The organism is Streptomyces sp. NPDC001381 (assembly GCF_042895685.1).
GTDB lineage: Bacteria > Actinomycetota > Actinomycetes > Streptomycetales > Streptomycetaceae > Streptomyces.
This window is the reverse complement of the sequence record NZ_JBIAWO010000002.1, coordinates 1364205-1385016: the sequence shown is the minus strand read 5'-3', so window position 1 is coordinate 1385016 and position 20812 is coordinate 1364205. Positions and strand designations below refer to the sequence as shown.

General features: G+C 73.0%; 20 protein-coding genes. 11 read left to right on the top strand and 9 right to left on the bottom strand.

Annotation, left to right across the window (positions count from 1 at the left end; genetic code table 11):
• The first annotated feature begins 35 nt into the window (after nucleotides 1–35).
• From ACFY2L_RS13170 to ACFY2L_RS13150, 5 genes are read left to right on the top strand one after another with little or no spacing between them, the layout of a single operon-like run.
• Entirely contained in the window at nucleotides 36–455 is a 420-nt protein-coding gene (locus ACFY2L_RS13170; protein WP_390822316.1) for a hypothetical protein, read from the top strand.
• Nucleotides 452–1426, top strand: a complete 975-nt coding sequence (locus ACFY2L_RS13165) for an FAD:protein FMN transferase (protein WP_390822315.1) — start codon at nucleotides 452–454, stop codon at nucleotides 1424–1426. The genes ACFY2L_RS13170 and ACFY2L_RS13165 overlap by 4 nt, the downstream gene beginning before the upstream one ends.
• Nucleotides 1423–2109: a ferric reductase-like transmembrane domain-containing protein gene (locus ACFY2L_RS13160; RefSeq protein WP_390657040.1), complete on the top strand. Its 687-nt coding sequence runs from the start codon at nucleotides 1423–1425 to the stop codon at nucleotides 2107–2109. Before ACFY2L_RS13165 ends, ACFY2L_RS13160 begins: the two co-directional genes overlap by 4 nt.
• Nucleotides 2106–3437 carry an NADH-ubiquinone oxidoreductase-F iron-sulfur binding region domain-containing protein gene (locus tag ACFY2L_RS13155; RefSeq protein WP_390657039.1) on the top strand — a complete coding sequence of 444 codons (1332 nt, stop codon included), beginning with the start codon at nucleotides 2106–2108 and terminating at the stop codon, nucleotides 3435–3437. Before ACFY2L_RS13160 ends, ACFY2L_RS13155 begins: the two co-directional genes overlap by 4 nt.
• The gene (locus ACFY2L_RS13150) at nucleotides 3434–3655 is read left to right on the top strand and encodes a ferredoxin (protein ID WP_390657038.1); all 222 of its coding nucleotides are present in this window, start codon (nucleotides 3434–3436) and stop codon (nucleotides 3653–3655) included. The genes ACFY2L_RS13155 and ACFY2L_RS13150 overlap by 4 nt, the downstream gene beginning before the upstream one ends.
• Nucleotides 3656–4011: 356 nt before the next feature.
• On the opposite strand, the gene ACFY2L_RS13145 is transcribed toward ACFY2L_RS13150, so the two are convergent.
• Together ACFY2L_RS13145 and acs are read right to left on the bottom strand one after the other, a co-directional pair.
• Nucleotides 4012–4596, bottom strand: a complete 585-nt coding sequence (locus tag ACFY2L_RS13145; RefSeq protein WP_390822314.1) for an adenylate kinase — start codon at nucleotides 4594–4596, stop codon at nucleotides 4012–4014.
• Between the two features lie 146 nt (nucleotides 4597–4742).
• A complete protein-coding gene (gene acs, locus ACFY2L_RS13140) occupies nucleotides 4743–6686 on the bottom strand; it encodes an acetate--CoA ligase (RefSeq protein ID WP_390822313.1) in 1944 nt (647 codons plus the stop codon).
• Between the two features lie 458 nt (nucleotides 6687–7144).
• On the opposite strand from acs, the gene ACFY2L_RS13135 reads away from it, so the two are divergent.
• The 6 genes from ACFY2L_RS13135 (at nucleotide 7145) to ACFY2L_RS13110 (ending at nucleotide 14382) form a co-directional block, all read left to right on the top strand.
• Nucleotides 7145–9199, top strand: coding sequence for an alpha-L-fucosidase (locus ACFY2L_RS13135; protein WP_390822312.1), 2055 nt, complete (start codon nucleotides 7145–7147; stop codon nucleotides 9197–9199).
• A 312-nt stretch (nucleotides 9200–9511) separates the two neighbouring features.
• Nucleotides 9512–10741, top strand: a complete 1230-nt coding sequence (locus ACFY2L_RS13130) for a GAF domain-containing protein (protein WP_390822311.1) — start codon at nucleotides 9512–9514, stop codon at nucleotides 10739–10741.
• 113 nt (nucleotides 10742–10854) lie between these two features.
• A complete protein-coding gene (locus ACFY2L_RS13125) occupies nucleotides 10855–12369 on the top strand; it encodes an aldehyde dehydrogenase family protein (RefSeq protein ID WP_390657033.1) in 1515 nt (504 codons plus the stop codon).
• Nucleotides 12369–12773, top strand: coding sequence for a DUF779 domain-containing protein (locus ACFY2L_RS13120; protein ID WP_390822310.1), 405 nt, complete (start codon nucleotides 12369–12371; stop codon nucleotides 12771–12773). The genes ACFY2L_RS13125 and ACFY2L_RS13120 overlap by 1 nt, the downstream gene beginning before the upstream one ends.
• Nucleotides 12774–13073: 300 nt before the next feature.
• Complete coding sequence (locus tag ACFY2L_RS13115; RefSeq protein ID WP_390822309.1) at nucleotides 13074–13367, top strand: hypothetical protein; 294 nt, start codon at nucleotides 13074–13076, stop codon at nucleotides 13365–13367.
• 142 nt (nucleotides 13368–13509) lie between these two features.
• On the top strand, nucleotides 13510–14382 hold the full coding sequence (locus tag ACFY2L_RS13110; protein WP_390822308.1) for a universal stress protein: 873 nt from the start codon (nucleotides 13510–13512) through the stop codon (nucleotides 14380–14382).
• An 80-nt stretch (nucleotides 14383–14462) separates the two neighbouring features.
• Here ACFY2L_RS13110 and ACFY2L_RS13105 read toward each other — a convergent pair whose 3' ends face one another.
• From ACFY2L_RS13105 to ACFY2L_RS13075, 7 genes are read right to left on the bottom strand one after another with little or no spacing between them, the layout of a single operon-like run.
• Nucleotides 14463–15083, bottom strand: a complete 621-nt coding sequence (locus tag ACFY2L_RS13105; protein ID WP_390657029.1) for a V-type ATP synthase subunit D — start codon at nucleotides 15081–15083, stop codon at nucleotides 14463–14465.
• Nucleotides 15083–16483 carry a V-type ATP synthase subunit B gene (locus ACFY2L_RS13100; protein WP_390822307.1) on the bottom strand — a complete coding sequence of 467 codons (1401 nt, stop codon included), beginning with the start codon at nucleotides 16481–16483 and terminating at the stop codon, nucleotides 15083–15085. The genes ACFY2L_RS13105 and ACFY2L_RS13100 overlap by 1 nt, the downstream gene beginning before the upstream one ends.
• Nucleotides 16480–18243, bottom strand: coding sequence for a V-type ATP synthase subunit A (locus ACFY2L_RS13095; RefSeq protein ID WP_390822306.1), 1764 nt, complete (start codon nucleotides 18241–18243; stop codon nucleotides 16480–16482). Before ACFY2L_RS13095 ends, ACFY2L_RS13100 begins: the two co-directional genes overlap by 4 nt.
• Complete coding sequence (locus ACFY2L_RS13090; protein ID WP_390657026.1) at nucleotides 18240–18767, bottom strand: hypothetical protein; 528 nt, start codon at nucleotides 18765–18767, stop codon at nucleotides 18240–18242. The genes ACFY2L_RS13095 and ACFY2L_RS13090 overlap by 4 nt, the downstream gene beginning before the upstream one ends.
• Entirely contained in the window at nucleotides 18764–18988 is a 225-nt protein-coding gene (locus tag ACFY2L_RS13085) for a hypothetical protein (RefSeq protein WP_390657025.1), read from the bottom strand. The genes ACFY2L_RS13090 and ACFY2L_RS13085 overlap by 4 nt, the downstream gene beginning before the upstream one ends.
• A gap of 2 nt (nucleotides 18989–18990) precedes the next feature.
• Nucleotides 18991–19407, bottom strand: coding sequence for an ATP synthase subunit C (locus tag ACFY2L_RS13080; protein WP_390657024.1), 417 nt, complete (start codon nucleotides 19405–19407; stop codon nucleotides 18991–18993).
• Nucleotides 19404–20807: a V-type ATPase 116kDa subunit family protein gene (locus ACFY2L_RS13075; protein ID WP_390822420.1), complete on the bottom strand. Its 1404-nt coding sequence runs from the start codon at nucleotides 20805–20807 to the stop codon at nucleotides 19404–19406. The genes ACFY2L_RS13080 and ACFY2L_RS13075 overlap by 4 nt, the downstream gene beginning before the upstream one ends.
• Between the last annotated feature and the right edge of the window lie 5 nt (nucleotides 20808–20812).

Genomic DNA, 20812 nt, shown 5'->3' with positions numbered 1-20812 from the left:
GATTCCGGGCCGCCGATCCACCAGGAGCCGCTGCCATGTACCCCTCGCCCGACGACTTCGACCAGCCGCTGCCGCCGCCGGACCCGGCACGCGCACGCGACCGCGATCGCGGCCTGCGGCGGGGCCGCCGTCTCACCCGCTGGATCGCCGCGGTAGCGGTGACCAGTGCGGCGGCCCTGGGCAGCCTCTACACCCATCTGGTGCCCGGGAGTTCGGCCTCACCCGTGCCGTCGAACCCGGCCCCGCACAGCCCCTCGGCGCCCTCCGCCGGCGCCCCGAAAGCCGGCGACGACGGGGACCACGGCGACGCGGCCCGCCACGAGAACGACGACGAGGACGAGGGCGAGGACGACGATGCGGGAGCGGCCCCCGTGTCGCAGCCGGCACCGCGGCCCCCGGCGCAGCCGCCCGCCCCCACCCAGCAGCCGCCCCACACGACGACGGGGGCGTCATGACCACCCGCGCTCCCGCACCGCCCCCCGCCGAGGCCGTGTTCCCGGCGCTCGGCACCACGGCCGTGCTGCTCGTGACCGACCCGAAGGCCCTGCCCGCCGCGGAGGGCGTCCTGCGGGCCGAACTGGCCGCCGTCGACCGCGCCTGCAGCCGCTTCCGGCCGGACTCCGAACTCACCCGCGTCAATCTGAACGCGGGAAGGCCGACGACGGTGAGCGAACGGTTCGCCGAGGCGCTCCAGGCCGCCCTCCGCGCCGCCCGGCTCACCGACGGCGCCGTCGACCCGACGGTGGGGCGCGCCATGACCGCCCTCGGCTACGACCGGACCTTCGCCGCCCTGCGCCCCGAGGACGCCCGTCCGCTGCCTGCTGCCGTGCCCGCCCCCGGATGGCGGCGGATCGTCTTCGACCCACGCTCCCGGCGGCTGCGCCTGCCCCCGTACACCCACCTCGACCTGGGCGCGACCGCGAAGGCCCTCACGGCCGACCGTGCCGCCCGCCGCGCCTCCGAGGCCGCCGGCTGCGGCGTTCTGGTCAGCCTCGGCGGCGACCTCGCGGTGGCCGGTCCGGCCCCGGACGGGGGCTGGCGGATCGCCCTCGCCGACGACCACGCCCGGCCCGGCGGGGACCACGGCCCCGCCGTCGCGGTGACCGGCGGGGCCCTCGCGACCTCCGGCCTCCGGGTACGCACCTGGCACCGCGCCGGGCGCACCCTGCATCACATCGTCGACCCGGCCACCGGTGAACCCGCCACCCCCGTCTGGCGCACCGTCACCGTCGCGGCCGCCACCTGCGTGGACGCCAACACCGCCAGTACGGCGGCGGTCGTGCTGGGCGACACGGCGGTCGACTGGCTGCGTGGCACGGCTCTGCCCGCCCGGCTGGTCGGGCTGGACGGCCGCCCCGTGTGTGTCGGCGGCTGGCCGCCCGATTCCGCCTCCGCCACCGAAGTCGCCTCTGGAGATCCGCGATGACGACCCTGGCCCTGACCGGAAGCCCCCTGTGGTACGCCGGCCGCGCGAGCGGAACCGTCGCCCTGCTGCTGCTCACCGCCACCGTGGTGCTCGGGATCGCCTCCGGCGGACGGGCCCGGCCGCGTCGGCTCGGCCGCTTCGAGCTCGGCGTGCTGCACCGCAACCTGTCCCTGCTCACGCTGGCGTTCCTCGTCGCGCACGTGGTGACGGCGGTGCTCGATCCGTTCGTCCACCTGGGGTGGGCGGTGTCGGTGGTGCCGTTCGGGGCCTCCTATCGTCCGCTGTGGCTCGGCCTCGGCACGGCCGGGCTGGATCTGCTCCTGGCCGTCGCGGTCACCAGCGCGCTGCGCCGACGCCTCGGGGCACGCCGCTGGAAAGCCGTGCACTGGCTGGCGTACGCGGCCTGGCCGCTCGCTCTCTTCCACGGGGTGGGCGCCGGCACCGACACCCGGCTGCCCCTCCAGCTGTGGCTGTACGCCGGGTGTCTCGGCTCGGTGGTCGCAGCCGTGTGGTGGCGGCTGGTGAAAGCCGGTCCCGGGCGGGCCGCCGGGCGCCTGGCGGCTGCCGTGGCCGCGACCGCCGTACCGGTGGTGCTCACCGCCTTCCTGGCCACCGGACCGCTGGCGCCCGGCTGGTCCCAGCGCGCCGCCTCGACGGCGGTCCTCCTCGGAGGTGGAAGGTGAACTCCTCGGCCGCGGCGCGTTCCGCCCTCCACCGCCTCTCCCCCGGACCAGGCGATCCGGCCGACGCCCGGCTGCTGGCGGGCTGGTACGCCTCAGGCCGACCGGCCGACCTGACCGAGCATCTGAGGCGCCACGGGCCGCCTCCCACCGGAGACGGCGGCTCCCTGCCACTGGTGGAGGCCGTAGCGGCGGCGGGGCTCACGGGGCGCGGCGGCGCCGGGTTCCCGACCGGCCGCAAGCTGGGCGCGGTCGCCGCCCGGCCGGGCCGCTGCGTGGTCGTCGTCAACGCCATGGAGAGCGAGCCGGCAAGCCTCAAGGACCGGTTCCTGATCGCCGTCGCGCCCCATCTCGCCCTGGACGGCGCCGTGCTGGCCGCCACGGCGGTCGGCGCGGACACCGTCCACGTGTGTCTGCCCCGCGACCGCACCGCCCAGTACCGACAGGTGAGCGCTGCCCTGGACGAACGCCGACGCGCCCGCCTGGACCAGGTGCGGCTGCGGCTGCACGCCCTTCCGCACGCCTACGTCTCCAGTGAGTCGACCTCTCTGGTGCGCTGGCTCAACGGAGGCCCCGCCCGGCCCCAGGGCCACCCGCCGCACGTTCACGAGCGGGGCGTCGGCCGACGCCCCACGCTGGTCCACAACGCCGAGACCCTCGCCCATCTGGCTCTGATCGCTCGCCACGGACCGGCCTGGTTCCGGCAGGCCGGAACTCCGGACGAGCCGGGCACCCTGCTCGTCACCGTCTCCGGCGCCGTCCGCGCCCCCGCCGTGCTGGAGGTGGCGCTGGGCACGCCGCTCGCCACGGTCCTCGCCCGGGCAGGCGGCGCCACACGGCCCCTGCGCGGGGTCCTCCTCGGCGGCTTCTCCGGCACCTGGCTCCGCCCGGAGCATCTGCGCACCCCGCTCTCCCGGCGCGGTCTGGCCCCGCTGGGCGCAGCACCCGGCGCCGGCGTGCTGGTCGCGCTGCCCGAGGCGTCCTGCGGGCTGACCGAGACGGCCCACATCCTCACCTACCTGGCCGCGCACAGCGCCGGCCAGTGCGGCCCCTGCCACGTCGGTCTGCCCGCCGTGGCGGAGGACTTCACCGCCCTGGCCACCGGACGGGCGGACGCGGCCCTGCTGTCCCGCCTGCGCCGCCGCGTCGGCCTGCTCCCGGGCCGTGGTGCCTGCCGCCATCCCGACGGCGCCGCCCGCCTCGCGGCCTCCGCCCTGGACGCCTTCGCCGACGACGTCGCCCGCCACCTCGCCCACGGCACCTGCCCGGCCGCCGGTCAGCCGCCCCGGCTTTCCGTGCCGCCCGCCACCGCCCCGGAGACCTGGCGATGAGCACGATCAGCCGCACCCGCACCCTGCGCATCGACCGCATCGCCTGCACCGGGCACGGCCTGTGCGCCGAACTCCTCCCGGAACTCATCGACCTCGACGAATGGGGATACCCGGTCCTCAAGGGCGCGACCGTCCCCGACCGGCTTCGCGCCCACGCCCGCCGCGCCGTCGCCGCCTGCCCCGTCCTCGCCCTGCACACGGACGACGACCGGACCTGACCGGCAGGCGTCGACGCCTCCGGCCGGCCCTGGCAGCGCCGGTGTTCGTCCCCTGCCGCAAGCACCGGTCGTCGGACGGCTGGTGATGCTCACCGGCGACCGCGTCCAGGCGCCGCCGTCGTGCCCGGCCTCGGCACGCCTCGTCGGCTTGCGCGGATCCCGCCGGACCGTATGCGTCGGCAATGCCATGGGCCGATCGGCGCGCCGGTCGGATCCGTACGGTCCCGCTGGCGTCGGCCCGGCTCGCGTGTCCGCCCGCTCCCCCTCGCGGCACATGGGGCGGGCGCCGGCGGCGCGCCCACGGGCCGCACGGCGAAGTCCCGGACGTACCGCCGTCGTTCCCCCGGGTCGAAGGATCACGGTGCGGGGCGCGCGTGCCGGGCGGGACCGCGCGCCGCTTCCGGCAGCCCCTTGAGTGCCCGCGCGGCGATCTCCTCGATCGGTCCGACGGCCTCGACGGTGAGGAGGATGTCCGCGTAGTGGTCGAGCAGAGGGGCGGTCCGGTGTTCGTAGACCCGCTGACGGTGGCGGATGACGTCCTCGTGGTCGTCCTGGCGTCCGCGGTTCAGCAGCCGTTTCACCACGACGTCCCGGGGAGCGGTGAACTCGACCACCGCGTCCAGGGCGACTCCGGCGGAATCCAGGATCGCGGCGAGTTCCCGCGCCTGTGGCACGGTGCGCGGGAAGCCGTCGAGGAGGAATCCGCGCCGCGCGTCCGGCTCGGCCAGCCGCTGGCGGACCATGCCGCCGGTGACGTGGTCGGGTACGAGTTCACCGGCGTCGAGATACCGCTCGGCGTCCTGCCCGAGGGGCGTCCGGCGGGTGACGTGTTCGCGGAACAGGTCTCCGGTGGAGACGTGCGGGATGCCGAGTCTCTCGCTGAGGATGGCTGCCTGGGTGCCCTTGCCCGCTCCGGGAGGGCCGATGAGGACGAGTCGCATCAGCGTGTGCGTGCCTTCCAGTCGTCGTTCTTCGTCGTTCTTCGCTCTTCTTCTCGCCGTCGTCGGCGTGCTTCGGTCGAGCGGCCGTGCGCGGCCCGCGGCGACAGGGAGGCTCGCCGCGCTCAGGGCCGTTCATGCAGGGCCGTTCATGCAGGGCCCGTCGTCTCGTGCGGCCCGCAGCCGAGACCTGCGGTGATCGAGTCGATCACGGAGGCGTCGGCGAGCGTGGTGACGTCTCCGACCTCCCGGTGCTCGGCGATGTCGCGGAGCAGCCTGCGCATGATCTTCCCGGACCGGGTCTTGGGCAGTTCGGGGACGACCATGATCCGGCGGGGCTTGGCGATCGGGCCGATCTCCTGGGCGACCTGCTCGCGCAGCGCCGCCGTGACGTCCGCGTCGGTGCCCGCACGCAGGATGACGAAGGCGACGATGGCCTGCCCGGTCGTCGCGTCCGACGCGCCCACCACCGCCGCCTCGGCCACCGCGGGGTGCGAGACGAGCGCCGACTCGACCTCGGCGGTGGAGATCCGGTGCCCGGAGACGTTCATGACGTCGTCCACACGGCCCAGCAGCCAGATGTCGCCGTCCTCGTCGTAGCGCGCGCCGTCGCCGGCGAAGTAGTAGCCCTGGTCGGCGAAACGGGACCAGTACGTCTCCCGGTACCGCTCGGCGTCGCCCCAGATCCCGCGCAGCATGGACGGCCAGGGCTGGTCGAGGACCAGGTAGCCGCTCTCTCCCTTGCCGACCTGACGGCCCTGGTCGTCGACCACCCTGGCGGACAGACCCGGCAGCGGTGCCCGGGCCGAGCCGGGCTTCGCGCCGGACCTGTCGGGCAGCGGTGAGATCATGACGGCGCCGGTCTCGGTCTGCCACCAGGTGTCCACGATCGGCGCCTTGCCGGCCCCGATGTGCGTGCGGTACCAGCGCCACGCCTCGGGGTTGATCGGTTCGCCGACGCTGCCGAGCACCCGGACCGAGGAGAGGTCGTAGCGGGCGGGGATCTGCTCGCCCCACTTCATGAACGTGCGGATGACGGTCGGGGCGGTGTAGTAGACCGTGACGCCGTACTTCTCGATGATCTCGAAGTGCCGCCCCTCGTGCGGGGTGTTGGGCGTGCCCTCGTACATGACCGAGGTCGCCCGGTTGGCGAGGGGCCCGTACACGATGTAGGAGTGCCCGGTGATCCAGCCGATGTCGGCGGTGCACCAGTAGACGTCGGTCTCGGGGTCGAGGTCGAAGACGGTGCGGTGGGTGGAGGCGGCCTGGGTGAGGTAGCCGCCGGAGGTGTGCAGGATGCCCTTCGGGCTGCCCGTCGTCCCGGAGGTGTACAGGATGAACAGCGGGTGCTCGGCGTCGAAGGACTGCGGGGTGTGCTCGTCGGACTGGGCGTCGACCAGGTCGTGCCACCACAGGTCGCGGCCCTCGGTCCACGGCACGTCGGTGCCGGTGCGCCGGACCACCAGCACGTGCTCGATGCCCGGGGTGTCCCTGGTCGCCTCGTCGGTGTTCGCCTTCATGGGCTCGGCCTTGCCCCGCCGGTACTGGCCGTCCGCGGTGATCAGCAGCCTGGCCTGGGCGTCCTCGATGCGCGCCTGCAGGGCTGCCGGGGAGAACCCGCCGAACACGACGCTGTGCGGCAGGCCGAGGCGGGCGCAGGCCAGCATGGCGAAGACCGCCTCGGGGATCATCGGCAGCTGGATGGCGACCCGGTCGCCCGGCCTGAGGCCGAGACGGAGCAGGGCGTTCGCCGTCCGGCACACCTCGCGCCTGAGCTCCGCGTAGGTGATCGTGCGGGTGTCACCCGGCTCGCCCTCCCAGTGGAAGGCGACCTGCTCGCCGTGGCCCGCCTCGACGTGCCGGTCGACGCAGTTGTACGCCACGTTCAGCTTCCCGCCGGTGAACCACCGGGCGAAGGGCGCGTCCGTCCAGTCCAGCACCTGGTCCCAGTCGGTGTCCCAGTGGAGCTGTCCGGCCTGCCGGGCCCAGAAGGCCAGACGGTCGGCCGCGGCTCGCTCCGGCAGTCCGGACACGGCAGCGCCCCGGGTGGCGAGCGGGTTCTCGGGAACGTCGGGATGGACGGAGCGCGACATTCGGGATCCTCCAGTGGGGTGCGGGGTGCTGACCGGCAGGGGGCCGCCGTCCGAGGCGGGCGGCCGACCGTCGCCAGGTGGACACGGTGACCCCTGAGGGTTGGCGGGAGGTTGGCGGCGGGGCCGGGCCGATGGCGGTCCAGGCGTCGCCGAGATCGAGAAGCGCACCGTCCGCACGCGTGAGGAGCGGCTGTGACGAGATCGGCCAAGTGACGCCAGGCCTTGAATAGATCCGATGTATGGGTCTGCCGTCGAGGAGCGAGTGACCCTCCAATCCAGCCTCAGGATGCCTGATGATGGCCATTTATATAGCTGACTCTGCCTTACCTCTGGACACAGCCACCCTTGTGATCCTATAAATCCATCCGATGTCTTCTCCTGGGGCGCGAGTACGGCACCAGGCCTCCCCTCCGCTCTTGCGCCTTGCCCGGCCTCTCCCTGACACACGGAGCCGCACCATGTCCTCAGCCCCCCTCAGCAGACGCTCTCTGATGAAGGCCGCCGCCCTCGCCGGAGGAATGGCGGCCATCGGCCTGCCGCAGGCCCTGTGGCCCGCCACCGCCGAGGCGTACACGGTCCCCTCGAAGATGGACTGGTGGTACCAGGCCCGGTTCGGGATGTTCATCCACTTCGGGTCGTACTCGCAGCTCGGCCAGGGCGAGTGGGCGTTCACCACGCAGCAGTGGAGCAAGGCGAACTACCAGACCCAGGTCACTCAGAACTTCAACCCGACCCAGTTCAACGCCGCCCAGATCGCCGGGCTGGCCGCGAACGCCGGCATGAAGTACCTCGTGATCACCGCCAAGCACCACGAGGGCTACGCGATGTGGGACTCCAGCGTCCCCGGTTTCACCGACACCACCGGCACCAAGCTGTACAACCTGCACGACTACAAGGGCTTCCAGGCCGACCCGCTCATGCAACTCAAGACCGAGTGCGAGAGCCGTGGGGTCAAGTTCTGCCTGTACTACTCGATCCTCGACTGGAACCACCCCTCCCAGACCGACCGCCACGACAACGGCCTCACGACGATGTCCTCGCAGGCCGCCCGCACGGGCTACATCGCCGACATGAAGGCGCAGCTTCAGGAACTGCTGGACCGCTACGACCCTGCGCTGCTGTGGTTCGACGGCGACTGGTTCAACGAGCCGTCCAGCGCCACCCTGCAGGACTGGTGGCTGGAGTCGGACGGCGTCGACCTCTACAACTGGCTGATCGCCCGCAAGCCCAACCTCATCGTCAACGAACGGGTCAAGCGGGGCCACCGTCTCGCCGACTACGACGTCGCGGAGTTCGGGATACCCGCCGAGCCGATGGGCAGACAGTGGGAGCGGTGCGCCAGCGTGAACGACGCCTGGGGTTACAACGCGTCGAAGGAGAACACCTACAGATCCGTCAAGGACGTCCTCCAAGAGCTCGTCACGGTGGTGTCCCGGGACGGCAACCTCCTGCTGAACATCGGCCCCAAGGGCGACGGCTCGGTCACCGCCGGTTCCCAGACGGTCCTGACCGGCCTGGCCTCATGGATGGCGACGCACAGCGACAGCGTTCACGGCGCCGGCGCCAGCCCGTTCTTCAGCGACCCCGCATGGGGCAGGGTCACCAAGAAGAACGGCAAGCTCTTCGCCCATGTCTTCACCTGGCCCACGAACGGCCAGCTCCAGATCCCGGCGATCGACAACACGATCAACCGCGTCTATCTGTTGAACAACCCCTCGGTCTCGCTCTCGTTCACCGTCACCGACCAGATCAACGTCACCATGCCGGCCACCGCGCCGAACGCCGACCTCTCCGTGGTGTGCGTCGAGGTCCAGGGCACGCCCAGGAGGGTCTCACCGACGGTGTTCCAGAACGTCGGCTACCAAGGCACCCGCGCCGCGCTGACGCTGGGCAGCTACACCTCCTCCCAGCTGTCCGCCGCCGGTCTGGGGCCCGCCCAGGCCTCCTCCATCCTGGTGCCCGACGGCTACCAGGTGACGGGCTACTCCGGCGACAACTTCACCGGGACCGCCTGGACGTTCACCTCGAACGCCGCCGACCTTCGCACGACCGGCAACAATGACGCCATCGCCTCGCTGAAGGTGACGTTCAACCCGGCCACGTACTTCCGCCTGGGCAACGCCACGAGCGGCCTGGTGCTGGACAGCGGCGGCAGTTTCAGCAGCGGCTCGAACCTGAAGCAGTGGGAGCCCGTGGACAACGCCAACGTCCAGTGGCAGGCGATCGAACTCGGCAACGGCTACTACAGGCTCGTCAATCGCACCAACGGCCTGGTCGCCGACGGCTGGGGCGCCACCAACAACGGCGACCCGGCCCGGCAGGGCCCCTGGAACGGCGGCGGCAACCAGCAGTGGCAGATCACCGACCGCGGCAACGGCCAGTACTCGATCGCCAACCGCAGCACGGGACTGGTCCTCGACGGCGGCGGTATGGTCGCCGCGGGGTCCGTGACCAAGCAGTGGACCTGGACGCAGAGCACCAACCTGATGTGGACGTTCAAGCCGGTCGGCTGACGGGCGATGGCCCTGGGGCACGCCCGAGGTCTGCGTGCCGCTGCGGGCGCCCACGAGCCGGTGGGCGCCCGCAGCGGCACGGGGCGTGAGCGACTTGTGACCTGCGGTAGGGCGGGAAGTCCGTAGTCTGTGCGACACCTTGATTTCACTGCTTCATTCGCCGATAACACTGTCGTCACACGCAGACGAAGCCGGGGCGTACAGCCGGACGCGGCACCCGCCGGCCGGATGGGGCCACCGCCTGATCGGGCGGTGCGCTCCGCGCGTCGAGGCGGATAATGGTTGCCGGCTCCTTTCACGACAGGGAAGCACATGTCACAGCGCAGTGACCTTCGGCGGCGCAGGGCCACGTTGGAGGACGAGTGGTCCCGTGCGGTGTCGCTGGTGAAATCCACGGGCTCGGCGCCGAGCAGCTACCAGGCGCTGCGCCACGAGGTGGCCGAGTCCTGGGTGCGCTCGCTGCCGAGCGTGGACCCCGCCCGGGACAGCGCCCCGGTGACCGACGGCGGCGCGATCCAGCACCGCTGGACCGACTCGCTGCTGCGCCGGCCTGTCGGCGCCCTCTCCGACGAGTTGCGGAGCATCGCCGACGACGCCGGCTTCGTCACCGCGGTCACCGACGAGTCCGGCACGATCATGTGGACCTGCGCCGGGCAGGACATGCGCCGACGAGCCGAGCGGGTCAACTTCGCCCCGGGCGGCCGCTGGGACGAGCAGGCCATGGGCACCAACGCGCTCTCCCTGGCGCTGCGCACCGGCCGCCCGAGCACCGTGTTCTCGGCGGAACACCTGGTGACCGCGTTGCACGGCTGGGTCTGCTACTGCGCCCCGATCCACAGCCCCGACGGTCACGTCCTCGGCGTCCTGGACCTGTCGACCACCTGGGACCGCTCGCACCCGCTGGCCATGTCCACGGTGCGCGGTCTGGTCTCCGCCATCGAGGCCGGACTCCGCAGCGAGTCGCCCCGCCCGGACCTGCCGCAGCTGCGGCTGTCGTGCATGGGCGAGGAGAAGGCCGTACGCGAGGGCGTGTCGCTCCCCCTGCGCCCGCGGCAGCTCGAGATCCTGACGCTCCTCGCGCTGGAGCCGGACGGCTTCTCACCGGAGCGGCTGCGCGACGCCCTGTACGGCGACCGTCCCGTCTCCGCCTCCACCTTCAAGGCGGAGATCTCCCATCTGCGCCGCGCCCTCGGCGGCGGCGTCGCCACCCGCCGCTACGCCCTCACCACCCCCGTGTCCTGCGACGCCGTCGACGTACTGCGGGCACTGGAGAGCGGTGACGCGGACACCGCGCTGCGCCTCTACCGCGGCCCGCTGCTCCCGCGCTCCGAAGCGCCCGGGATCGAGGAGTGGCGCACCCGCCTGGAGGTGGCCGTACGGGAGGCGGTCCTGGCGAGCACCCGCCCGGAGCACGCCCTGCGCTACGGCGAACGGGCGCCGTACGACGCGGAGGTGCACGAGCACGCGCTGCGCCTGCTCGACCGGGCCGACGCCCGCCGCGCGATCCCCGCCGGCCGCCTGACCACGGCCCTGCGCGACTGACGTACACCGGGGGCGGGACGCCAACCTCGCGCCAACCTTGCGGGCTCACAGTGATGCGCACCACGACGGCGAGGGCCGTCGTATCACCGCATCGCCCACTGAGGAGAGCCGCCATGGTGTACGCGCAGCCTGGGACAGAAGGCAGTGTCGTCAGCTTCGCCCCGCGTTACGACAACTTCATAGGCGGCGAGTGGGTCGCCCCCGTCGACGGCCGCTACTTCGACAACGTCTCGCCGGTGTCCGGCAAGGTGTTCTGTGAGGTCGCCCGTTCCTCCGCCGCCGACATCGACCTGGCGCTGAACGCCGCGCACGCCGTGGCCGACCGCTGGGGCCGCACCTCCATCGCCGAGCGGGCCAACATCCTCAACCGGATCGCGGACCGGATCGAGGCGAACCTCGAGAAGATCGCCGTGGCCGAGACCTGGGAGAACGGCAAGCCGGTCCGGGAGACCCTCAACGTCGACATCCCGCTCGCCGTGGACCACTTCCGGTACTTCGCGGGCGTGGTGCGCAGCCAGGAGGGCACCGTCGGCGAGATCGACGAGGACACCGTCGCCTACCACTTCCACGAGCCGCTGGGTGTCGTGGGCCAGATCATCCCGTGGAACTTCCCGATCCTGATGGCGGCGTGGAAGCTCGCCCCCGCCCTGGCGGCGGGCAACTGCGTGATCATCAAGCCTGCCGAGCAGACCCCGGTCAGCCTGCTGGTGGTCGTCGAGCTGATCGCCGACCTGCTCCCGCCCGGCGTGCTCAACGTGGTCAACGGCTTCGGCGTCGAGGCCGGCAAGCCGCTCGCGTCCAGCCCGCGCATCGCCAAGATCGCCTTCACCGGTGAGACCTCGACCGGCCGGCTGATCATGCAGTACGCGTCCGAGAACATCATCCCGGTCACCCTGGAGCTGGGCGGCAAGAGCCCGAACATCTTCCTGGCCGACGTCATGGACGCCGACGACGCCTACCTGGACAAGGCCGTCGAGGGCTTCGTGATGTTCGCGGTGAACCAGGGCGAGGTGTGCACCTGCCCGTCCCGGGCCCTGATCGCCTCCTCGATCTACGACGAGTTCATGGCCCGCGCCCTGGAGCGCACCCGGGCCATCAAGGGCGGCAACCCGCTGGACCCTGAGACGATGATCGGCGCGCAGGCCAGCATCGACCAGTTCGAGAAGATCATGTCCTACATCGACATCGGCAAGAAGGAGGGCGCCGAACTCCTCACCGGCGGCAACCCGCGCACCGTTCCCGGTCTGGACGGCTACTACGTCGAGCCGACCGTCTTCAAGGGCACCAACGACATGCGGATCTTCCAGGAGGAGATCTTCGGTCCGGTCGTCTCGGTCACCACCTTCGACTCGCCCGAAGAGGCCGCGAAGATCGCCAACGACACGCCCTACGGACTCGGCGCCGGCGTGTGGTCCCGCAACGGCAACCTCGCCTACCGACTGGGCCGCGAGATCAAGGCGGGCCGCGTGTGGACCAACTGCTACCACGCCTACCCCGCGCACGCGGCCTTCGGCGGCTACAAGGGATCCGGCATCGGCCGCGAGACCCACAAGATGATGCTCGACCACTACCAGCAGACCAAGAACCTCCTGGTCAGCTACTCGGAGCAGAAGCTCGGCCTCTTCTGATGGGAACCCGGGTGGCGCGCGTGGAACTGGCCGGCCCCGCGGAGGAGCTGGTGCGCCGGCTGACGGCTCGTCACGGACCGGTCATGTTCCACCAGTCCGGCGGCTGCTGTGACGGCAGCGCTCCGATGTGCTACCCGCGCGGCGAGTTCCGCGTCGGCGCGGCGGACGTCCTGCTCGGTCATGTCGCCGGCAACACTCCGTTCTGGATGAGCGCCGACCAGTACGCGTCCTGGCGGCACACCCACCTCACCGTCGACGTGGTCCAGGGACGGGGCGGCGGCTTCTCCCTGGAAGCCCCGGAGGGCGTGCGGTTCCTGCTGCGCTCCCGGCCGCTCACCGACGAGGAGCGGCGGCGCGGGGAGGCGGAACCGCCCCTGCCGACCGGGGCCGAGGTGACGGGATGACCTGACGCGTCGACGCGCCGGGCCGTCGGGCAGCCACCGCATCCACGCAGGCGGTGGCGAGGGTGGGGCCGGACATCAGGGGTCCGGCCCCCCCGTTCCCGCGGCGCCCGCACCGCCGTCCCCCGCCGACCCGTCGTTCCTTGGGCCGCACGGCCCACGTGGAGTACCCGAACGGCCCAGTGCATCGGTCGGCCCGACGAGCATGCTCGGAAGAAAGGGCCCGCGGTCCGCTGAGGCCGCCCGTCGGACGGGCACGGCGGCTGGAGGAGCGTCGGCGATCAGGAGCGAAGGAACGACGTCATGACCAGAGCGACATGGACCACACCGGACGTGTTCGCCGGGCGGGGAGGCACCCGCACGGACGAGGGCGGTGTGATGAGCGGCAACCTGACCGTGCGCACCACCTGGGACGGTGTCCAGGCGGATGTGCTGGTGCGGTACACCGGAACCTCCCAGTGGCACACCCTCGCCGGCAGCCCGGTGTCCTGCCTGTCCGAGCAGGGCAGCAGGCAGCTGCACCAGGCGGTGGTGGACGCCGTGCGGGCCGGCGGGGGCGCGACCGTCCCAGGGGACGAGCGGGTCGGGAGCCGGTGACCCGCACGGCAGGGAGCCAGGGCGGCGCACGCCGCTGAGCCCCGAGGCTCCGGGACGGCCCGGGGAGCGCCGTGGCGTGGCGGCTCCCCACGGCCGGGGTCACGCTGGAAGAACGGCGGTACGGGAATCTGCTGGAGGTGCCATGAGCGCTGGGGATGGGCGTGGGCCGATCGTCGTGGGTGTCGACCCGGATCCCTCGAAGCGGCTGGCACTCGCCTGGGCCGTCGACGAGGCGGATCGACACGGCCTGCCGGTACGGCTCGTGCACGCCCAGGGCGTACCGACGGGTGGATACCGGTCGGGCGAGGTACGGCCGTCCTGGGAGGAGTGGAACCGGACGCTGCACGAAGAGGGTGCCGAGTTGCTGAAGGGGTCGGTCGCCTTCGTGGAGTCCCGGCGGCCGTCGGTGGAGGTGTCGACAGTGCTGGCGGAAGGAGAGCCGGCCTGGGTTCTGCGCGAGGAGGCTCGGAACGCCTCGCTGGTCGTGGTGGGCTCTTGGCATCTGAGCACCCGGCGCGAACTCTTCACCTCCGCCGCCGTGGCGCTGCCGCTCACCGCCCACGCTCCGTGCCCGGTCGTCGTCGTTCCGGAGCCGGAGCACATCACCCAGGAGCCCGCGTACTTCGTGGTCGGCGTGGACGGCAGTGCGCACGCGGCGGCGGCGGTGGACCTTGCGTTCGACGAGGCGGCCCTGCGCGGTGCGGCCCTCCGGGCCCTGTACGTGTGGCATCCGCCGCTCCTCGGTGCCCTGGACGAGGACGCGGCCTTGCGGGAGTGCCGCCGGGTGCTGTCCGAGACGGTCGCGGGCCGCACCGCGACGCACCCGGAAGTGGAGCTGCACCACGAGGTCGTACGGGGCCACCCGGTGCGGGTCCTGACGGAGGCCTCGGAGCACGCGTTGGGTCTGGTCGTGGGAACGCGCGGGCACGGAGGTTTCACGGGCATGCTGCTGGGCTCGGTGAGCCAGGGAGTGCTGCATCACGCCCACTGCCCGGTCATCACGGTCCCGGTCTGAGGCACGGACCGGTTCGGTTCGCTGCCCCGTACGGCCGGCCGCCGCGCTCAGGCGCCTCGCCGCGGTGAGGGCTCCGGATTTCACCGCTCGGTGCTCCGGGCCGCCCAGCGACGCCGGACGCCGTCCTCGTGTTCGGCCTGCTCCAGGGCGAGGTCGGCCCGGTCGAGCGCCTGGCGCAGGCGGGGGATCCAGTGGCGCCGCAGGGCGCGGACCCGGTGCCGGGTGCTGGTGACCTCGGCGCCCAGCAGTTGGGCGGCGGTATGGGCGGCGGCGTACTCGGCGGCGGCGCGCAGGGACCGGCCGTAGGCCGCTTCGGCGTGCACGAGAGCCGTGTTCGTGGGAGCGGCGGCGGTGGGCGGGCGGCTGGGCACGGAAACAGCGGCCGCCGTGGGGTGGCGTACCCCCATGGAGGTGGTCCAGCCCACCGTGACCTCGGCGGGACCGATACCCGCTGTGGCCGTGCCGAGAGCCTGTTCCCCGCCCAGCAGGAGCCCCCTCAGCAGCCAGTCCTCGGCCTCGGACAGCAGGTCCCGCCAGGCGCGGGCGGCTTCCGTCTCCGTTCTCTGCAGCCGCTCGTGCTCGGCGCGCAGGATGCGGAGTTTCTGCTCCAGCAGGTCGGCTCCGCGTTCGGCGACAGCGAGGCTGTGCCGCAGTCTCAGCCGTCCCGCCCGACCGGGCGGTGTCCGGCGGGCGCCGGTCATCAGTGCGCCTCCGTCTCCGGGGCACCCTTCGCGCCGTGGGCGTCGAGGAGCGCTGCGGGGAGCATGGAGAGCTGGCTGCGGGGCAGGGTGAGCAGGGCCCGCCAGCCCCGCTCAAGCGAGGTGTCGAGACTTCGGGACTCGTCGCCGCGCTGGTCGACGAAGTCCCGCAGGAACGCCTCGTCGAAGTCGAGGTAGCGGCGGTCGATGGGGCTCAGCGCCCCCTGACCGACCAGGTCCGCGAGATCGCGGACCTGCCGGGCGCGGGCCAGGGCGGCGAGCAGCTGGGCCGCGACGTCGAGGTGGTCGTCGCGGGTACGGCCGGGGCCGGCGCCCTTGCGCATCAGCCGGGAGAGGGAGGACAGGGCGTCCAGCGGCGGATACACACCGCGCGCGTGTGTCTCCGGCGAGAGCACGATCTGCCCCTCGGTGATGTAGCCGGTCAGGTCGGGCACGGGATGGGTGATGTCACCCGCGGGCATGGTGAGCACCGGCAGCACGGTGACCGAGCCGGGCCGTCCGCGGATGCGTCCGCAACGTTCGTACAGGGAGGCCAGGTCGCTGTAGAGGTAGCCGGGGTAGGCGCGGCGGGCGGGGATCTCCCCGCGGGCGGCGGAGACCTCGCGCAGGGCTTCCGCGTACGTCGTCATGTCGGTCATCACGACCAGGACGTGCCGTCCTTCGGTGAAGGCGAGGTGCTCGGCGACGGTGAGCGCGATCCGCGGGGTGAGGATCCGTTCGATCACCGGGTCGTCGGCCGTGTTCAGCAGCAGGACCAGTTCCCCGGCCGCCGACCGTTCCTCCAGGGCGTCTCGTACGAAGGAGGCGTCGGCGTGGGTGAGTCCCATGCCCGCGAAGACGACGCAGAACGCCTCTCCGCCGACGGTGGCCTGCGCGGCGATCTGGGCTGCCAGTTCCAGATGTGGCAGCCCGGCCACCGAGAACACCGGGAGTTTCTGTCCCCGTACCAGAGTGGTCAGGGCGTCGATGGCTCCGACGCCGGTGAGCACCGGTTCGGACGGCGGCTCGCGCCGGACCGGGTTGAGGGGAGCGCCTCCCACCTCGGCCTGGTGGGAGCCGAAGACGGGTGGCCCGTCGTCGACGGGGTCGCCGCGGCCGTTGCAGACGCGGCCGAGCCAGTCCGTGCCGACCGGGACGCGCAGTGGGCTGCCCGTGAAGACCGCGCGGACGCCCTGCGGGTCCATACCCGCGGTGCCCTCCAGCATCTGGACCACCGCCAGGCCGCGGTCGGCGTCCAGGACCACGCCGTGGCGCCGTTCGCCCGAGGCGAGGGTGATGTGCGCGTACTCGTCCCAGCCGACCCCCGAGACGCCCTCGACGACCGCGAGCGGTCCCCGCAGTTCGCGCACCGCCGTGTACTCGGTCCCGCCCGACAGGCTCATGGCCGCACTTCTCCCAGGCGGGAGAGCATGGCGTCCCGGCGCGCCGCCACGCCGGTGGCGTCGTGCGGACCGGTGTCCTCCCGGGCGCGCAGCAGCGGACCGAAGTCGAACTCCTCGACCGATGCCGCCGGTACCCCGGAGTCCACCAGCTCCCGGCAGCGGTCGACGACCGCCAGGACGGCGTCGGCCAGCGCCGCCGTCTTCTCCGGCCCGCAGTACGCGTCGCGTTGCGACAGCGCGCTCTGCTGCAGCACGCCCTCCCTCACCAGCCGGCCCGCGAGCACACTGATCCGCTCCCGCGCCGGAAGGGCGGCGATCCCGATCAGGTCCACGAGGTCGGCCAGCCGGTCGGCCTCCGCCAGCGCCGCTCCCACCCGGTCGCGGCGCCGCGACCACGCCGGATCCCCGGCCGCCCGGTGTCCGGCGGCCAGCACCGGGACGTCCCGGGAGAAGGACCCCGCCCAGGAGACCGCCGGGTAGTGACGGGCGTAGGCGAGGTCGCGGTCCAGGGTCCACAGGCAGCGGACGAAGCGTTCGGTGTGGGCGGTGACCGGTTCGGTCATGTCCCCGCCGGGCGGGGACACCGCGCCGATCACGGTCACCGAGCCACGGTCACCGCCGAGCGTGGTCACGGCGGCGGCCCGCTCGTAGAAGGCCGCGATGGCCGAGGCAAGTCCGGCCGGGTAGCCCTCCTCCGCGGGCAGCGCGCCGGTACGGGAGGCGAACTCGCGCAACGCCTCGGCCCATCGGGACGTCGAGTCGGCGATGACCACCACGTCCAGACCCATGTCACGGAAGTACTCGGCGACCGTCACCCCCGTGTGGACGCCGGCCTCGCGGGCCATCATCGGCATGTTGGAGGTGTTGGCGATGGTCACCGTGCGGTCCGCCAGGCGTCCGCTCGTCCGCGGGTCCTGAAGCTCCGACAGCTCGGTGATGACGTCGGCCATCTCGTTGCCGCGCTCGCCGCAGCCGACGTAGACGATGACATCCGCGTCGCACCACTTCGCGATCTGCTGCAGCAGCACCGTCTTGCCGGTGCCGAAGCCACCGGGCACCGCGACCGTGCCGCCCCGGGCCACGGGGAAGAGCAGGTCGATCACCCGCTGGCCGGTGCCGAGGGCCTCGTGGGCGTCGACGCGCTCCCGCACGGGCCGGGGGCTGCGCACCGGCCACAGGGCGCCCAGGCCCACTTCGGCGCCGCCCACCGCGGCCACCACGGCGTCCGTCGGATGGTGCCCGGGAGCGGCGATCTCCGTCACGGTACCCCCGCAGCCGGGTGGCACCAGGACCTTCACCCGTACCGGCCCCGCGTCGCGGATCTCCCCCAGCGCCTGTCCCTCGGCCAGTTCCTGGCCCTCCTCCACCAGGGGGGAGAAGGACCAGGTGCGCTCCGCCGCCCCGGTCCGCCGCGTGTCCGGCAGCAGCCAGTCTCCGGCGTCGGACAGCGGGCGCAGCAGCCCGTCGAAGATTCCGCCGAGCAGGTGCGGACCGAGGTGCACCGACAGCGGACGGCCCTGGGGCAGCGCCGTCTGTCCCGGGGCGAGCCCTCCGGTGTACTCGTACGCCTGGACGGTGACCAGGTCATCGCTGATGGCCACCACCTCACCGGGCAGTCCGGCGGGGCCGATCGAGACCAGGTCGTACATCGCGGTTCCGCTCGTGTACCCGATCTCGACCAGCGGCCCTGTGACACGCAGGATCCGGGAAACCGGCCGCCGGGAGGCGGGCGGCCGGTCCGTCCGGGTGGACTCCGTCACGGCTCCCACAGGCTTCGCACCTCCGCTCCCATGCCGTCCAGGGCCCGCTCGGCCAACGCGGTCAGCGACAGGTCGACCCGCCTTCCCGGCACCTGGGCCACCACGCCCCCGTCGGCATGCTCCGTCACCTGGGCCTCGGGGCCGAGGAGCGTGCGGGCCCGCTGCTCCAGTCGCTCCCGGAGCGACGCGTAGCCGTCGGCCCGGCGCAACGCGCGGACCCGTTCGGCCGCCTCGCGGCGCATCTCCTCGTACGCCTCCCGCCGAGCGGAGAGTGTGCGGGACCTGGCCTGCCGCCGGGCCCTGACGAGGAGGTCACGGGCGGCGTCCACGCCGTCGGCCTCGCCCTGGCGGCGGGCGTCGTCGAGGATCGCCCGGGCCTGGGCCCTGGCCTGGTCGAGCCGGGCGGCCGCCTCTCGCCCGGCGTCGGCCAGGAGCGCTTCCGCATCGGCGTGAGCGGCCCGCAGCAATCGTGCCCGGACCGGCTGGAGCGCGTCCGTCGTCTGGTCGGGAGCTCGGGTCGTCACGGCGGCATCACCACGGTCAGACGGCGGTCCGCGGGCAGGGCCGGTTCGTGCTCGAGTGTCTCGGCCGCGGCAGGGGTGAGGATCACCAGGTCGATGTCGGCCGGGAGGCTCCGCCAGCCCCGGCGTACCGTCTCGGGGTCGTCGGCGATGAGAACGACGGCGCCGGCCAGGGCGAGACCGGCCACCCGGGACCGCTCGCCGAGGGCGGCGACGCGTCCCATGGTCACGCCTTCCCGATGAGGATGACCGCGACGACCAGGCCGTAGATGGCGATGCCCTCGGCCAGCCCGACGATGACCATGGCGCGGCCGAACAGTTCGGGCCGTTCACTGAGAGCCGCGAGGGCCGCCGCGCCGGTGTAGGCGACGGCGACGCCCGCCCCGATCGTCGCCCCGGCGACCGCGATCGCGGCGCCGATCAGCGCGGCGGAGCCGGAGCCCGAGTCCTGGGCTGCCGTGGTCGCGGCCTGGGCCGATCCGCTGCCGAGCGCCAGGGTCAGGACCACGGTGGCCGCCGCCAGGAGAACGGCGTCCGCAGCGATCATCCACCACAGGGCGGTCCGGCCCGAGCGCCGCAGCGCCAGGCGTGCGGCGACGAATCCGGCCGCGATCACGGGCAGGGCCAAGAACCAGGCGCTCACGGCTGCTCCTCCCTCACCGGGCTGTGTTCGACGGGCAGATGCCAGGGTCTGAAGGGGCGTCCCTCTCCCTCGAAGAGCCGGGAGAAGAGTTCGTAGTACTCCAGGCGCAGTGCCTGGACACCGGCGACCAGTGCCTCCAGCGAGAAGGCCAGGACGTTGCCCGCGAGGAACACCACCAGGGCGGCGGCGGCACCGACGGGGCCCCGGCCCGCCAGAGCGGTCGTGCCGTCCCAGACGATCGCGCCGAGCGCCGCGTGTGTCAGCCCGAAGGCCGCGAGACGCGCGAAGGACACGACGTTGGAGGCGATCCGGACCACCGCGTCCACGAGCTGGACGCCGGTCTGCGCGGCACCGCCCGGCCCGCCCGCCGTGGTCGCGTACAGACCCGCCGCGACCAGGATGAGTCCTGCGACGGCGACCACGACGCCCGCGGCGGCGAACGCCGTCCGGCCGAGCCACACACATCCGGCACCGGCCGCGAGGCCGAGATAGAGCGCGGCCCCGGCGATACCGGTCTGCGAGTACAGGGCCGAGGTCGGTCCGTTCTCGCGCCACCGGTTCACGATCCCCGCGGCATAGGCGACGGCCAGCAACACGGCGCCGAGCACGACGGCGGCGGCCAGCAGCCGCATGGGCTCGTCCAGCGGCGCCAGCCACAGCACCGGCAGCACTCCGGTCGGGCCGAAGAACTCGCCGTACGCCACGCCGGCCGCGGTGGCGGCCAGCCCGGCCCACGCGACGAAGGGCCACAGCGGGCGCAGCGCCGCCAGCCGACGCGGTCGGCCCGTCCGGAGCAGAAGGGCGAGGGCGACGAGCAGCAGCCCGTGCCCGGCATCGCCGAACATCAGGCCGAACATCACCACGTAGACGATCCCGGCCGCCAGCGTGGGGTCGAGGTCGGCGTAGGGCACCGTGCCGTACGTCCTGACCAACGGCGTGAAGGAACGGCGCACGGTTCCCGCCGGGGGCGTCGTCGCAGCTCCCGTCAGCAAGGTCGGCGGATCGACGCCGCGCGGGGACCTCAGCACCACCAGCGCGCCCCCGGCACCGGCGATGCGCGCAGCTGTGGTGCCGACCTCTCTCTCGGGGCACCAGCCCGCCAGGGCGGCGGCCCCGCCGTGGCGGACGGCGCTGCCGAGTCGTTCCTCCAGCTGCGCCTCGCCCGCCAGCAGGTCCGTCCGGCCCGCGCGCTCCAGGACGTCCAGGTCGGGAGGAGTCTCGCTGAGAACCGCTCGGTCCGACTCGGCGCGCAGCTGCCCCAGGCGCGTCGCCGCGTCGCCGCTGGTGCCGTCCGGCCCGCCGTCCCCGGCCAGATCGATCTCGACGCAGCCGGCCTCGGCGATCCGCACCAGGCTCTCCCGCAGCGCCTGCTCGGGAGCCACGACGGCCACCCGGCGCATCCTGA